15 protein-coding genes are annotated in these 13,731 nt (G+C 63.8%); 9 read left to right on the top strand and 6 right to left on the bottom strand.

The window, feature by feature from the left end; all coding sequences use genetic code 11:
- The first annotated feature begins 97 nt into the window (after window positions 1–97).
- Entirely contained in the window at window positions 98–1,192 is a 1,095-nt protein-coding gene (locus IVB54_RS14665; protein WP_247777300.1) for a preprotein translocase subunit SecD, read from the top strand.
- Between the two features lie 277 nt (window positions 1,193–1,469).
- On the top strand, window positions 1,470–2,276 hold the full coding sequence (locus IVB54_RS14660) for a cyclic nucleotide-binding domain-containing protein (RefSeq protein ID WP_027518831.1): 807 nt from the start codon (window positions 1,470–1,472) through the stop codon (window positions 2,274–2,276).
- Window positions 2,277–2,292: 16 nt separating this feature from the next.
- On the opposite strand, the gene IVB54_RS14655 is transcribed toward IVB54_RS14660, so the two are convergent.
- Window positions 2,293–2,934, bottom strand: a complete 642-nt coding sequence (locus IVB54_RS14655) for a glutathione S-transferase (protein ID WP_247456855.1) — start codon at window positions 2,932–2,934, stop codon at window positions 2,293–2,295.
- 107 nt (window positions 2,935–3,041) lie between these two features.
- Complete coding sequence (locus IVB54_RS14650; RefSeq protein ID WP_247456854.1) at window positions 3,042–3,593, bottom strand: cytochrome b; 552 nt, start codon at window positions 3,591–3,593, stop codon at window positions 3,042–3,044.
- Window positions 3,594–3,766: 173 nt separating this feature from the next.
- Here IVB54_RS14650 and murI point away from each other — a divergent pair, with 173 nt between their 5' ends.
- The 6 genes from murI to IVB54_RS14620 all read left to right on the top strand — a co-directional run bounded on the left by murI (window position 3,767) and on the right by IVB54_RS14620 (window position 8,690).
- Window positions 3,767–4,564 carry a glutamate racemase gene (gene murI, locus IVB54_RS14645; RefSeq protein WP_247777299.1) on the top strand — a complete coding sequence of 266 codons (798 nt, stop codon included), beginning with the start codon at window positions 3,767–3,769 and terminating at the stop codon, window positions 4,562–4,564.
- 61 nt (window positions 4,565–4,625) lie between these two features.
- Entirely contained in the window at window positions 4,626–5,399 is a 774-nt protein-coding gene (locus IVB54_RS14640; RefSeq protein WP_247456852.1) for an aldolase/citrate lyase family protein, read from the top strand.
- A gap of 62 nt (window positions 5,400–5,461) precedes the next feature.
- Window positions 5,462–5,845: a cupin domain-containing protein gene (locus IVB54_RS14635; protein ID WP_027518835.1), complete on the top strand. Its 384-nt coding sequence runs from the start codon at window positions 5,462–5,464 to the stop codon at window positions 5,843–5,845.
- Between the two features lie 105 nt (window positions 5,846–5,950).
- Window positions 5,951–6,718, top strand: a complete 768-nt coding sequence (locus IVB54_RS14630; RefSeq protein WP_247777298.1) for an acyltransferase — start codon at window positions 5,951–5,953, stop codon at window positions 6,716–6,718.
- 196 nt (window positions 6,719–6,914) lie between these two features.
- Window positions 6,915–7,532 (top strand): 30S ribosomal protein S4, encoded by a 618-nt coding sequence (rpsD, locus tag IVB54_RS14625; RefSeq protein ID WP_007602315.1) that lies wholly within the window; start codon window positions 6,915–6,917, stop codon window positions 7,530–7,532.
- 90 nt (window positions 7,533–7,622) lie between these two features.
- Window positions 7,623–8,690, top strand: a complete 1,068-nt coding sequence (locus tag IVB54_RS14620; RefSeq protein ID WP_247456850.1) for a threonine aldolase family protein — start codon at window positions 7,623–7,625, stop codon at window positions 8,688–8,690.
- On the opposite strand, the gene IVB54_RS14615 is transcribed toward IVB54_RS14620, so the two are convergent.
- From IVB54_RS14615 to grxD, 4 genes are read right to left on the bottom strand one after another with little or no spacing between them, the layout of a single operon-like run.
- Complete coding sequence (locus tag IVB54_RS14615; RefSeq protein WP_247456849.1) at window positions 8,691–9,953, bottom strand: serine hydrolase domain-containing protein; 1,263 nt, start codon at window positions 9,951–9,953, stop codon at window positions 8,691–8,693. It abuts the gene before it with no gap.
- 1 nt (window position 9,954) lies between these two features.
- Window positions 9,955–11,241: a serine hydrolase domain-containing protein gene (locus IVB54_RS14610; RefSeq protein ID WP_247456848.1), complete on the bottom strand. Its 1,287-nt coding sequence runs from the start codon at window positions 11,239–11,241 to the stop codon at window positions 9,955–9,957.
- A gap of 46 nt (window positions 11,242–11,287) precedes the next feature.
- Window positions 11,288–11,839, bottom strand: coding sequence for an O-acetyl-ADP-ribose deacetylase (locus IVB54_RS14605; RefSeq protein ID WP_018455537.1), 552 nt, complete (start codon window positions 11,837–11,839; stop codon window positions 11,288–11,290).
- A 3-nt stretch (window positions 11,840–11,842) separates the two neighbouring features.
- Window positions 11,843–12,169 carry a Grx4 family monothiol glutaredoxin gene (gene grxD, locus IVB54_RS14600; RefSeq protein WP_007602294.1) on the bottom strand — a complete coding sequence of 109 codons (327 nt, stop codon included), beginning with the start codon at window positions 12,167–12,169 and terminating at the stop codon, window positions 11,843–11,845.
- Window positions 12,170–12,409: 240 nt separating this feature from the next.
- Here grxD and egtB point away from each other — a divergent pair, with 240 nt between their 5' ends.
- On the top strand, window positions 12,410–13,690 hold the full coding sequence (gene egtB, locus IVB54_RS14595) for an ergothioneine biosynthesis protein EgtB (protein ID WP_247777297.1): 1,281 nt from the start codon (window positions 12,410–12,412) through the stop codon (window positions 13,688–13,690).
- The last annotated feature ends 41 nt before the right edge of the window (window positions 13,691–13,731 follow it).

The raw sequence follows: 13,731 nt of genomic DNA, 5'->3' as shown, positions 1-13,731 counted from the left end.
CTTTTGAACCTGCGCGCCCGATCCGGGGACCAAGAACTGGCATAGGACTCACATGCCGGCGTCCTCGCCAGCGCCCTGGCGCAAGACTGAGGTGATCATGACTACGCCCCCGCGGGATTGCGCTACCCGGCTGTTCATCGCGCTCGCCGTGACAGCGGGGATCATGACATCGGTGATCGCCCTCCCCCGCGCGGCACTCGCCGAGGACGGCCAGCTCGACAAGATGCGCGCCAAGATCTCGGCCTTCATCGGCGACAAGATGGAGAAGCTCGGCGGGTCACGCATCGTCTACAAGGTGGACACCGATGGCCTGCGCGAGAGCGTAGTCACGGATTTGCGCGACGACGTCTACAAGAACCTGCGCGAGGGCAAGATCGCCTTCTCCGGTCTTGCGATCCGCGACGGCGGCGTCGAGTTGAAGATTGCCGACGTCAAGGGCCGCGAGCAACTCGCGCGCAAGCTCGCGTCGGCCGCGGAAGGATTGCCGTCGCATGCACTCGCCGTGACCGACGGCGGCGACGGACTGGTCAGGCTCGCGCCGACCAATGCGGCATCCGCCGCGCGGTTGCACGAACTCGTCGAAGATGCCATCGCCATGATCGAGCAGCGTCTGAAGGAGGCCGGCGTCCAGCTGGCCAGCGTCCAGCCCGATGGGACCGACCGCATCCGCATCTTCCTGCCCGGTGTGATGGAGCCCGAGCGCGTCACCGCGGTCTTCGCCCGCAGGGTCAAGGTCGGCTTCCGCCTGATCGACCTCTCGGTGCCGCCGGAGCAGGCGCAATCCGGCACGCCACCGGCAGGCACGGAAGTCCTGCCCGGCTTCAAGGACAAGAGCCTTTATCTGGTCGCCAAGGACAGCGTGCTCGAGGGCGACGACATCAGCTATGCGGGCCCGGGGTTTGCGAGCGCCACGAAAGAGCCGATCGCCTCGTTCCGCTTCAACGGCCGCGGCACGCGGCGCTTTGCCCACATCACCGAAGAGAATATCGCAAAGCCCTTCGCCATCGTGCTCGACGGAAAGGTGATCTCCGCCCCCATCATCCGCGAGCCCATCACCGGCGGCTCGGGCCAGATCTCCGGCAATTTCACCCTGGAGGAAGCAAACAGCGTCGCCATGCTGCTGCGCGCTGGTTCACTGCCGGGGCACCTCGGCTTGGTCGAGCAGGAGGTCGTGCCGCCCGCCAAGCCCTAAGGCGGGGGGATCGCCCCACGCCCACGCCTGGTCCCCCTCGCCCGGTCGGCCGCCGAGGTCCCCCACGCCGAGGCTCGTACCCAGTGGCCCCGAATCGCGGGCGCGCCACGGCCATATGCACCGCCAAACAGGCAATTGCCGAAACGCCCGATCAGGCTAAAATTTGCCTCTTGCGGCACGGCGGCCCAAAACTTCATTCAAGCGGTCGTCGTTCGATTTCGGCTATAGGTGTCGAGAATACCGACCGGGACTGAAGGCCTTACGCGGGGATAGTACCATGCCGTCCGGCAGCGCAGACATTTCGTCGATCCTCGACCGCATTCTCGAGGCGGCGACGGATAACCTCAGGATCGCGAAGATCCTGGTTCAGATGGGCCTCGATCCGAACAACGTCACCTATGACTCGATCTTCAATCGGATGCTGGAGATCTTCGTCCAGAACATCACGCTGGCCAACATGTTCGCAGCGGTCGGGGCCGGCTTCTTCGTCGCTACCCTTCTGATGCGGACCATGGTGCCGCTGCGCGTCGCCAACATGGTCGGCTGCGCGTTCTTCGCCGTCTTCGGCGCGCTCTCCGCCAACGTGTCGACCTTCCTGCTCTATCTCCTGCTGCTACCGATCAACGCCTTGCGCCTGCGGCAGATGCTCAAGCTCGTCAAGAAGGCGCGCCATGCAGCCGAAGGCGACATGTCGATCGAATGGCTCAAGCCGTTCATGACCGAACGCAAATATCGTCGCGGCGATACGCTGTTCAAGCTGCGCGATCCGGCTAACGAGATGTTCCTCACCGTCACCGGCAAGTTCCTGGTCAAGGAGATCAACATCGAGATCCTGCCCGGAACGCTCATGGGCGAACTCGGCTTCCTCACGCCGGACAACCGGCGCACCGGAACGGTCGAGTGCATCGAGGACGGCCAGGTGCTGACGATCACCTACGACCGGCTGCTCGAGATCTACTTCCAGGACCCGCAGTTCGGCTATTACTTCCTGGTGCTGACCAGCCAGCGGCTGCTGCAAAACATCGAGCGCCTGCAGAAGCAGCTGGCAACAGAGAGGGCCGCCACCACGAACAGGATCGCGTGAGCGATCGCCTCGCCGCTCAGTCCAAGAGCAGCGCCATGCCCGGGTCGCCCTTCTCCATCGCACGCCGATAGCCCGCCCGCGCACTGATGCGGCCGAGATATTTGACCACGTTCGGAGAACGCTGGAGGTCATAGGACTGGAAGTAGCGCATCGTGGTCAGCGAGAAAACTGTCATGATGTCGGCGGTCGTGAAGACGCTGCCCGCAAGATATTCGGCCTCGCGAAGCCTTGCGCCGAGAAGATCGTAGGCCCGATCGAGACGCCCCTTCATCGCGAGCAGGGTCGGATTGTCCTTGGCGAGATCGAGCCGGTTCAGGATCATCATCCGTCCCATACCGGGTTGCAGGCTGCCATTGGCGAAATGAACCCAATATAGAAACTGCGCGAAGGCGGGATCAGTGGGACCGAGCACGAGTCGGCCGTTGCCATATTTTGCAACGATGTAATCGACGACGGCGCCGGATTCCGCGAGCACCAACTCGCCGTCGGTGATCACCGGCGCCGTGCCGGCCGGATGCAGCGCCTTGTACTCGGCCGGAGCCAGCATGGTGACGGGATCGCGCGCATAGCGCTTCAACTCGTAGGGAATCCCCAGCTCCTCGCACAGCCAGACGATACGCTCGGACTGCGACTTGCCGAGATGATGGACGGTGAGCATGAGGCCTCCTGCGATCGCAATTGGATAGTTCGTGACCCCACACCTTACTCCGTCATTGCGAGCGCCGCGAAGCAATCGCGGGCGCGATGCTTCCTCCCATGTCCGCCCTACCCCGCCTCGTCCGTCACCATCCGCGCCACGATGCGGTCGCGGCGGATGAAATGGTGCCACACAGCGGCGATCACGTGAATCGCGATCAAGGCGAGCAGCACATAGGCAAAGAGGATGTGGCGGTCTTCATAGACGCCAGCCGCCGCGCGGTCGGGAGCCGTGAATTGCGGCACGTGAAACAGGCCGAAGAAGTTCGAATAATCAGGTGCGTGCGCACCGGAATGCGCCCAGCCGAGCATGGTGACGATGATGACGGCGAGGTAGAGCGCGCCGTGGCTGACATGGGCGGCGACCTTCTGCCAGCGCGAGGTCCCGGCCGGCATGATCGGCGTCGGGTTGACGAGGCGCCACACCAGGCGCAGCACGGTGAGCAGCAGGATCACATAGCCCATATCGGCGTGGATCGAGCGGTAGAAGAAGCGGTCGGGACGCGCCGGGATGTGGTTCATCCACCACCCGAAGCCGATCATGCCGATGATGGTCAGCGCCAGACTCCGGTGCAGCCATCGGGAAATGCTGCCCCAGCCGTGACTGGTATTTCTGATCATGTCGGTGCTCCGGAGTTTTGCGGGCCTGTCCCTATCCGCACCGCCGTACGGCAGCTGACACCGGGAACATGTGGCCGTCGCGAAATTGAATCGCTCCAAAATAGCCCTAAGTGCCCTTGCCGCAAAACCGCCCCAAAAACCGAATGGTAACCATGGCGGGCTAGAGTGTTCACGTGACCCATTCTCCGACGATTCTGGTGTTCGATTCCGGCCTTGGCGGGCTCACGGTCCTGCGTGAGGTCGTGGCCGCGCGCTCCGACGCGCATTACGTCTACGTCGCCGACGACGCCTTCTTCCCCTACGGTCACCATAGCGAGGACGAGATCATCGCCCGCGTGGTGCCGCTGATGGGGGAATTGATCGGCACGCACGATCCTGACCTCGTCGTGATCGCCTGCAACACGGCGTCCACCCTGGTCCTATCGCATCTGCGCGCCGCTTATTCCCTGCCCTTCGTCGGCACCGTGCCGGCGATCAAGCCGGCCTGCGCGCAATCGAGGAGCCGGCGCGTGTCGGTGCTCGGCACCAGGGGCACCGTGAAGCGCGAATACACCAAGGCGCTGATCCGCGATTTCGCACAGGGTTGCGAGGTGACACTGGTCGGCTCGCCCGAGCTGGCCGCGCTGGCTGAGGCAGAGCTCAGCGGCTCCCCCGTCAGCGACGACGCCATCCTCGCCGAGCTCGCCCCGTGTTTCGTGGGCGATGCCGGGGACGCAGGCGCACGCACCGATACCGTGGTGCTCGCCTGCACGCATTACCCGCTGCTGCTCGACCGGCTGAAAAAGCTCGCCCCCTGGCGGGTCGACTGGATTGATCCGGCGCCCGCGATCGCCCGCCGCGTCTCGGATCTGCTCGGCCCGCACACCGGTGGCATCGCGCAAGCCAGCGCCGAAATGATCTTCACCTCGAACCGCGTGCATGGCCTTTCGGCCATGCTGACGCCGTTCTTCGGCGGCCGCATTCCGGCCTGATCTTGCGCCTCGACAGCGCGCTGCTAGGCTCCGCCGTCGTCGTTTCCTACAGGTTCTTCCCATGTCCGTCCCGACCACGCCGCTCAACCGTCTCCGCCAGCTCTGGCGCGAGGGTCGTCCTGCCTTCGGCGCGATCGCGACGATCCCGAGCGTGCAGACCGTGCAGATCATGGCGCGCTCTCTCGACTGGATCATCGTCGATCTCGAGCATGGTCCAATTGGACTGACCGAAGCACATGCGATGATCGCGGCCACCACCGGCACACCATGCATACCGCTGGTGCGGATCGCGGCGAACGAGCCATGGCTTGCGAAGGCACCGATGGACATCGGCGCCTTCGGCATCAACTTCCCGATGATCACCAATCGCGCGGAGGCCGAGAAAGCGGTGCGCAGCGTGCGCTATCCGCCACGCGGCGATCGGCTCTGGGGTCCGTTCCATGCGCCATTCCGCTGGGGCCAATCGATGCCGGACTACATGGCCAGCGCCGACGACGAGATGATCTGCATGATCACGATCGAGCACGTCGACGCCGTCAACCGCATCGACGAGATCATGGCCACGCCCGGCATCGACGTAGCCGTAATCGGCCCCGGCGATCTCGCCACCTCCATCAACAGGCGCGGCCAGATGGACGATCCGGAATTGCTGGAGCTGGTGGCGCGGGCCGAGGCCGGCATCCTCAGAAGCGGTGTGCCGATCGGCGGCGTGGCGCGGACCGCAGATCAGGCCAACCAGCTGGTCGACCGCGGCTACCGCGCGATCGCGCTCGGCTTCGACTGGTCGCTATTCCAGCGCGGCATCATGGCAGCGTTCGAGGGGATCAAGCGCTAGCCATTGAGTCTTGCCGGGAACCGCGGCGCTGCTAGGGTCAGTCGTTCCAGGGAGGAAAAACCATGCTCAAAAAGACTTTGCTCGCTCTCGCCTTCACCGGCCTCGCTGTTGCGGCCTTTGCCCAGCAGCCCGGCATCAAGCGCACCCCGCTCCAGAAGGTCGAGTTTCCCGATGGCTACAACACCATCACGGCCATCGCGGAGGTTCCGGCGGGCGGCGCGGCCGGACGTCATACCCACCCGGGCATCGAGACCGGCTACGTGCTCGAAGGCGAACTGAATCTCCTCATCGACGGGCAGCCGGAAAAGACGCTGAAAGCCGGCGATTCCTACCAAATCCCGGCGGGCGTCGTGCATGACGCCAAAGCCCACGGCGATAAGGCTATGAAAGTGCTTGGAGTTTACGTCGTCGACAAGACCAAGCCGCTGGCCTCGCCGGCGCCCTGATGCGGCGAACCGACCGGCCCCATGCGGGTTGGTTCGTGCTAGAGCAGGCGGCGAGCGGGAACCCCGCTCGCTGCACAAACTTTAATCAGGGGAAACCAAAGAGCGATGCGCGGGACGCCCAAGACCATTTTGCTGCCGCGTCGCCTGATTATCGACCTCATGCACGCCTCGATGGGCGTGCCCTTCGTGTCCCTGTCCCGTTCGCTCTATATCGGCCCCCTGCTGGAGGCCCGCGCGAGCGCGATGGCGCCAGCCGGCTGGGCCGCCATGTTCGTCAAGGCTTTTGCCCTCGTCGCCAGGGACGAGCCGGTCCTGCGTACCGTCTATGCCAAATGGCCCTGGCCGTCGCTTTACGAGCTGCCGAAGAGCGTGGCGTCGGTGGCCATTGCGCGGGTCGAGGGCGGCGAGGAATGCGTGATCCCGCAGCGAATCGCGGCTCCCGAGGCCATGACGCTGACTGCGGTCGACGCCGATATCCGGCACGCCAAGACCGCCCCGATCGACGAAATTCCCATGTTTCGCAAGATCATGCGGGCGACCCGCTTGCCGCTGCCGTTGCGGCGGCTGTCTTGGGCGATCGGGCTGAATTTCGGCCGGCAGCGCGGCAACTGGTTCGGCAGCTTCGCGGTGAGCTCGGTGGCCGCCTATGGCGGCGGCGAGCTTCACCCGATCACGCCCGGCCCCTTCATCGTCAGCTATGGGGTGGTCGGGCCTGACCAGACCATCCATGTCGTGATCCGCTGGGATCACCGGGTCACCGACGCCGCCCCGATCGCCCGGGTCCTGACCCGGCTGGAACAGGTCCTGAACACTGAAATCGCTGCCGAATTGCGTGCGCCCGGGTCGAAGTCGATCCGGGCGGTCGGGATGTGATTCCCCGCCATTCGCATTGACAGCGAGCCCCAAATCCCCCTAAAAGCCGCTTGCTCGCGGGCCGATTTCGGCCCGCGAAGCGTTTCGCGACCCGTGGTCCTGTCCCTTAAGCTTTGGGATCGGACCTGTCAGTGCCGGGCTAGCCCGTCACACAGGAGGGCGCGTTTCCTCAAACCAAGTACCTGAAGAGGACGCGATGACTAAGCGCAGTGAGGCGAAGTACAAGCTCGATCGCCGTATGGGCCAAAACATCTGGGGCCGCCCAAAGAGCCCCGTGAACCGCCGCGAATACGGCCCCGGCCAGCACGGCCAACGCCGCAAGGGCAAGCTCTCCGACTTCGGCGTGCAGCTCCGCGCCAAGCAGAAGCTGAAGGGTTACTACGCCAACATCTCCGAGCGTCAGTTCCACAGCATCTATGTCGAGGCCAGCCGCCTCAAGGGTGATACCGGCGAGAACCTGATCGGCCTGCTCGAGCGCCGTCTCGACGCGGTTGTTTACCGCGCCAAGTTTGTCTCGACGATCTTCGCCGCGCGCCAGTTCATCAACCACGGCCACGTCAAGGTGAACGGCCGCAAGGTCAACATCTCGAGCTATCTGGTCAAGCTCGGCGATGTGATCGAGGTCAAGGAATCATCCAAGCAGCTTGCCCACGTCCTCGAAGCCAGCCAGCTCTCCGAGCGTGACACCCCCGACTATCTCGAAGTCGACCATGGCAAGATGACCGCGAAATACATTCGCATCCCGCACCTCTCCGACGTGCCGTTCCCGGTGCAGATGGAGCCGCATCTGGTCGTCGAATTCTATTCGCGCTAAGATCTGAATATCGAAAGGCCCCGGTTCGCCGGGGCCTTTTTTGCTTAAAGAGCCACACTTCAGTGGCCGTTTACCTTCAGGAGGCGTCGCATGCTCTATACCCCTCCCCCGATCGATCCCAAGGCGCCGCCGGTGCGCATCAATCTGCTCTCGGACACGCAGACAAAGCCGACACCTGCGATGCGCGAGGCGATGGCGCGGGCGGAGGTCGGCGACGAGCAGGTCGGCGACGATCCGACCGTGAACGCCCTGTGCGAGCGCGTGGCCGAGCTGCTCGGCAAGGAAGCCGCGGTGTACATGCCGTCAGGCACGATGTGCAACGTCACCGCGACGCTGGTGCATTGCCGCCCCGGCGACGAGATCCTCGCCCATGAGAGCGCCCACATCATCGCGCGCGAAGGCGGCGCGCATGCCGCGATCGGCGGCTTTCAGGTCACGCAGCTGAAGGGACCCGACGGCCAGTTCACGCCGGAGACCTTTCGCAGAGCGCTGCATCCGCGTACCCGCTACCAGCCGCCGCAGACGGTGGTCAGCGTCGAGCAGACCGCCAATATCGGCGGCGGTACGGTCTGGAAGAAGGCCGCGCTCGACGAGATCGTCGCGATCGCGAAACAACATGGCCTCGTCACCCACATGGACGGCGCGCGCCTGCTCAATGCCACAGTTGCGAGCGGCATCTCTCCGCGCGACATGACCGCGGGGTGGGATTCGGCCTGGATCGACTTTTCGAAGGGCTTGGGCGCGCCGATCGGAGGCGTGCTCGCGGGCTCGCGCGCCTTCATCGATGCGGTCTGGCAGTGGAAGCAGCGCCTCGGCGGCTCGATGCGACAGGCCGGAATCTGCGCGGCGGCTTGCATCTACGCGCTCGACCATCATGTCGATCGTCTCGCCGACGATCACGCCAACGCGCGCGCGCTCGCCCGCGGACTGTCGCAGATCGCAGGCATCGAGGTGCAGGAGCCCGAAACCAACCTGGTGTTCTTCAAGCCCGATGGTACCGGCGTTCCCGGCGACAAGATGGTCGCGGCGCTGCGCCAGCGCGGCGTGACGCTTGCGATGATGGAGGGCCGCATCCGCGCCTGCACGCATCTCGACGTCAATGCGAGCCAGGTCGAGGAGACGATCGGATATATCCGCGAGATCGTGCGCGGAGCGTAATCACCGCCCCATCGCCTGGTAGATCAGCGTCTTCAGCGCCAGTTGAATCCGGCCGCGCTGCGTCGGGGTCTGCACCATGAAGATCCCGAACAGATCGTCCTCGGGATCGATGAAGAAGAACGTGCCGCCGACGCCGTCCCAGCGATATTCGCCAAGCGGCCACGTTGTTCCAGGAGGCACCGAGGTGCGCACGGCGAAGCCGAGGCCGAAGCCGGAAGACCCGCCCGGATAATAGTTCTGGTCGCGCGCGATCTTCGTCTCCGGACCGATATGATCCGAGGCCATCAGCGCAATGGTCTCCGGTTTGAGATAGCGTCGGCCGTCATAGGTGCCGCCATTCAGCAGCATCTGGGCGAAGCGGGCGTAGTCGCCGATCGTACCGACCATGCCGCCGCCGCCCGATTCCCAGGTCGCAGGCCGCCTGATGTCGCGGACCTGTGTCGTCGGATTGATGTTGCGATCCTTCGGCATCGGCTCGGCGATGCGCGGGAATTTGGCGGGATCGGCGACGAAGAAAGCCATCTCGGTCATGCCCAGCGGATCGAGCAGCCGCTCCTTCTCGAACTGCAGCAGCGTCTTTCCCGCGATGATTTCGACGACGCAGCCGAGCACGTCGGTGGAATAGCCGTAATCCCACACCGTGCCGGGCTGCTCGACAAGCGGCAGCGTGGCGATCTTGGCGGCGAATTCGGCGTTGGTCAGATCGCTGTTGAAGAGATTGGCGTTCGCATAGAGCTCGCGCACCATGCCGCCGCCGTAATAGCCGTAAGGCAGCCCCGAGGTGTGGCGCAGCAGATCCTTGATCGTGATGGGTCGCTCCAGCGGCTCCAGCACCAGGGCGACTTTGCCGTCCTCGGCCTTCTTCTCGATGCCGACCTTCATGCCGGCGAAGGCCGGAATGTATTTCGAGACGGGATCGTCGAGCGACAGCTTGCCCTCCTCGACCAGCATCATCGCCATGACTGAGGTAACCGGCTTCGACATCGAGTAGAGGCGGAAGATCGTGTCCGCGCTCATCGAGAGTTCGGTCGCGACGTCGCGGACGCCGAAATTCTGATAATAGACCGGCTTGCCGTGCTGCTGAAGCAGCAGGATGGCTCCGGGGATCTTGCCGGTGGCCACCTCGTTGCGGATGTAGTCGGAAACCTTCGCCAGCCCCGCGGGCGAGAGCGTGTGGACCGCAGGTCTCTCGGAACCTGCCTTCGCAACGATGCCGCCGGCGAGAAGGACGAGCGCCGCGATCACTGCGCGGCGCCCGAACATGTCAATTCTCCATCGCTTCATAAACCAGCTGCTTCAATGTTCGCTGCACGCGCTGGCGCTCGGTCGGGGTCTGCTCCAGCAGCACGAAGAACATGTCCTGCTTGGGGTCGACCACGAAATAGCAGCCGGAGGCGCCATCCCATTTCAATTCGCCGAGATCGCCGGGCGGCGGCGGTTTTGCGTTGCCGGGGTCGGTGCGCACCGCAAGTCCGAGACCGAAACCAAAACCGTCACCGGGGAAATAAAAATAATCGCGATCGACGCCCGACTTGAGGCCGATCTGGTCAGTCACCATCAGCTTGAACGTCTCGGGCTTGAGAATCGTCTTGCCGTCGAGATTGCCGCCCTGGAGCAGCATCTGCGTAAAGCGCTCATAATCGGCCATGGTCGTGACCATACCGCCGCTGGCGAACTGGATCTTCTTGACGACTGTCGGATCGTTGATCCGCCCGACCCGGAAATCGCTGTCGTTCGGCACCGGCTGCGCCAGCAGCTTCTGCTTCTCGGGATCGGTGACGAAGAAGCCGGTGTCGACCATGCCGAGCGGGTCGAGCAGCTTCTCCCGTTCGATCTCGATGAGCGGCTTGCCGGCCGCGACTTCCATGACCCGCGCCAGGATGTCGGTGGAATGGCCGTATTGCCACAGCGCGCCCGGCTGGTTGTGCAGCGGCAGTTTTGCGATGCGCTCGGCGAACTCCGCGAGGTCGAAATCGCCGGCATAGATGTTGGCGTCGCGATAGGCCTTGCGGACCAGGCTGTCGCCATAGAAGCCGTAGGTGACGCCCGAGGTGTGCGTCATCAAATCGTGCACCGTCATCGGCCGGTTGGGCGGCACGAGCTCGAGCGACTTGGTGCCGTCCTCGGCCTTCTTCTCGACGCCGACTTTCATATTGGCGAAGGAGGGAATGTATTTCGAGACGGGATCGTCGAGCTTGATCGTACCTTCCTCGATCAACTTCACTGCAACGACGGAAGTGATCGCCTTGCTCATCGAGAACAGGCGGAAGATCGACTTGTCGGTGATCGGCGCCTTGCTGACGGCGTCCTGCACGCCGAAGACTTCGTGGTAGACGGGCTTGCCATGTTGCTTGATGAGGACGTTTGCCCCTGCGATCTTGCCGGTCGCGACCTCGTTCTTGAAGAACTCGGTGATCCTCGCGAGCTTGTCCGGATTGAAATGCGCGCCGGCCGGAATCTCGTAGGTGCCCTCCGCCCGCGCGAACGACATCGTACCTAACGATACAAGCGCGGCGCAGACAAGCGCGCGCAGTCCAGACTGTGAAATCATATCCCCTCCCCGGAACATGGCCCGGCGGAGTGTACCGACCACGTCATCAGGCACAAGGGCCGCCGTACCGCGCCAAAGCGTCCGCGTGCAGAGCCGCGCTCTTTTCCGAGAAACAGCAAAATATGACGTCGACGACCAACGGCGCGGCCGGCAGGGCCTCAATGGTCGCATGGACCGCAATCTTCGCGGCCTGGTCGGCTGGAAAGCCGTAAACCCCGGTCGAAATCGCGGAGAACGCCACGGAGGTCAGCTGATTGGCCCCGCAGAGCTCAAGCGCACGGCGATAACAGGAGCCCAGCGCCTCTGCCTCACCGCGAGTGCCGCCGTGCCAGACCGGACCGACTGCATGGATGACATGACGCGCAGGGAGAAGGTAGCCCTTCGTGATCTTGGCATCGCCGGTCGGGCATCCTCCGAGCTTCCGGCACGCGGCTAGAAGCTCGGGCCCGGCCGCCCGATGGATCGCGCCATCCACGCCGCCCCCACCCAGGAGCGACGTGTTGGCCGCGTTGACGATGGCGTCAACGCTCAGCGTGGTGATGTCAGCAACGATGACCTTGAGCTCCGCGCCGCCGATCCGGCGCGTCAGCTGGGTCACGTATCAGGCCGCGACAGCGACGCCCTTTTCGGAGAAGAGCTGCTGCAATTCACCGGCTTGGAACATCTCGCGGACAATGTCGCAGCCGCCGACGAACTCGCCCTTCACATAGAGCTGCGGAATGGTCGGCCAGTTCGAATAGTCCTTGATGCCGTTGCGCAGTTCGGCGGATTCGAGAACGTTGAGGCCCTTATAGCCGACGCCGATGTGGTCGAGGATCTGGACGACCTGGCCGGAGAACCCGCACTGCGGAAATTGCGGTGTGCCCTTCATGAACAGAACCACGTCGTTCGACTTCACTTCGTTGGCGATGAATTCCTCGATGCTCATATCCGTGTCCTTATGGGGCGGAGCCCACTCCAATTGCTTCGGGCTGGCTGCGCCGATCTAACCCGATACCTGGGTATATATGTAGCCCAAACCGTTGTGCATCCAAAGTAAAATGGCGGCGAGCTGCCTCTTGTGGACCGCTCTCGGTTGCACCGGCCCATTGCATGATGCCACGAATATCATCGTCAGGGAGGACTTTCATACCGTCACGGAGCCCCTATCTAGGACGAACCCGGCGTTTTGGAACCCGTCCACACCAACAACGTTCTCTTGTCCTGTCTGGAGAAAAACGTGACGAAACAAGCCTCCGCTCCGGCCCCCGCTCCGTCACTGTCGGTCGATTTGGGCGGCCTTGCCCAGAGGCTGGAAGACGCGTTTCTCGCCGTTCGCGACGAGACGGAGCGCCGGGCCGCGCCGCTGTCGCCGGAGGACCAGCAGATCCAGTCCATGCCGGATGCGAGCCCGACGAAATGGCACAGGGCGCACACCACGTGGTTCTGGGAGCAGTTCGTGCTCGGCGAGCACTGTGCGGGCTACCGGCCCTTTCACCCTGACTTCGCCTTCCTGTTCAATTCCTATTATGTCAGCGCCGGTCCGCGCCATTCCCGCAATCACCGCGGCGACATCACCCGTCCGAGCGCCGATCAGGTCGGCGCTTATCGAAAACATGTCGACGCTGCCGTCGTGAAATTCTTCCGCGACGCCGGCGAGGACAAGCTTCGCGAGATCGCGCCGCTGGTCGAGGTCGGCCTCAATCACGAGCAGCAGCATCAGGAATTGATGTTCACCGACATCCTGCACGCCTTCGCGCAGAACCCGATCCCGCCGGCCTATGATCCGGACTGGCGCTTCCCGGCCGCGACGCCGGCCAGCGAGGATTGGCTGACGCTGAACGAAGGCATCCACACCGTCGGTCACGTCGATGATAGTTTTCATTTCGACAACGAGAAGCCGGCGCACCGCGCCCTCGTCGGCCCGGTCAAGCTCGCACGCAATCTCGTCACCAATCGCGAATGGCTCGCCTTCATGCGTGACGGGGGCTACCGGACCGCAACGCTGTGGCTGATGGACGGTTTTGCGGCCGTGAACAACGAGGGCTGGGACTGCCCCGGTCATTGGCGCGAGATCGACGGCCAATGGCATGTGATGACGCTGGCCGGCCTCAAGCCGGTCGATCCCGACGCGCCCGTCTGCCACGTCAGCTATTACGAGGCTGACGCCTTTGCGCGCTGGGCCGGAAAACATCTGCCGACCGAGATGGAATGGGAGGTCGCGGCCCGCTCGGGCCAGCTCAACGATGCCTTCGGCATCGTCTGGCAGTGGACGCGATCATCCTACTCGCCCTATCCCGGCTATCGCGCGATCGGCGAATACAACGGCAAGTTCATGGTCAACCAGCTGGTGCTGCGCGGCTCTTCGCTTGCAACTCCGGAGGGGCACAGCCGTATCACCTATCGCAACTTCTTTTATCCGCACCACCGCTGGCAATTCACGGGACTGCGGCTCGCCGACTACGAGTAAAATTCTCATCCGACGACAAATGCGCGCCGGACAGCGCGTTC

It is taken from the genome of Bradyrhizobium sp. CW1 (assembly GCF_023100665.1).
Lineage (GTDB): Bacteria > Pseudomonadota > Alphaproteobacteria > Rhizobiales > Xanthobacteraceae > Bradyrhizobium > Bradyrhizobium canariense_D.
The sequence above is the reverse complement of the archived record's forward strand: the minus strand, read 5'-3'. Positions and strand labels throughout refer to the sequence as shown.

Coding starts and splice junctions, on each gene's coding strand:
- IVB54_RS14615 (WP_247456849.1), bottom strand. CDS start 9,953: ATGTTCGGGCGCCGCGCAGTGATCGCGGCGCTCGTCCTTCTCGCCGGC.
- grxD (WP_007602294.1), bottom strand. CDS start 12,169: ATGAGCATCGAGGAATTCATCGCCAACGAAGTGAAGTCGAACGACGTG.
- IVB54_RS14620 (WP_247456850.1), top strand. CDS start 7,623: ATGCTCTATACCCCTCCCCCGATCGATCCCAAGGCGCCGCCGGTGCGC.
- IVB54_RS14610 (WP_247456848.1), bottom strand. CDS start 11,241: ATGATTTCACAGTCTGGACTGCGCGCGCTTGTCTGCGCCGCGCTTGTA.
- IVB54_RS14640 (WP_247456852.1), top strand. CDS start 4,626: ATGTCCGTCCCGACCACGCCGCTCAACCGTCTCCGCCAGCTCTGGCGC.
- IVB54_RS14630 (WP_247777298.1), top strand. CDS start 5,951: ATGCGCGGGACGCCCAAGACCATTTTGCTGCCGCGTCGCCTGATTATC.
- IVB54_RS14665 (WP_247777300.1), top strand. CDS start 98: ATGACTACGCCCCCGCGGGATTGCGCTACCCGGCTGTTCATCGCGCTC.
- rpsD (WP_007602315.1), top strand. CDS start 6,915: ATGACTAAGCGCAGTGAGGCGAAGTACAAGCTCGATCGCCGTATGGGC.
- IVB54_RS14635 (WP_027518835.1), top strand. CDS start 5,462: ATGCTCAAAAAGACTTTGCTCGCTCTCGCCTTCACCGGCCTCGCTGTT.
- IVB54_RS14660 (WP_027518831.1), top strand. CDS start 1,470: ATGCCGTCCGGCAGCGCAGACATTTCGTCGATCCTCGACCGCATTCTC.
- IVB54_RS14655 (WP_247456855.1), bottom strand. CDS start 2,934: ATGCTCACCGTCCATCATCTCGGCAAGTCGCAGTCCGAGCGTATCGTC.
- IVB54_RS14650 (WP_247456854.1), bottom strand. CDS start 3,593: ATGATCAGAAATACCAGTCACGGCTGGGGCAGCATTTCCCGATGGCTG.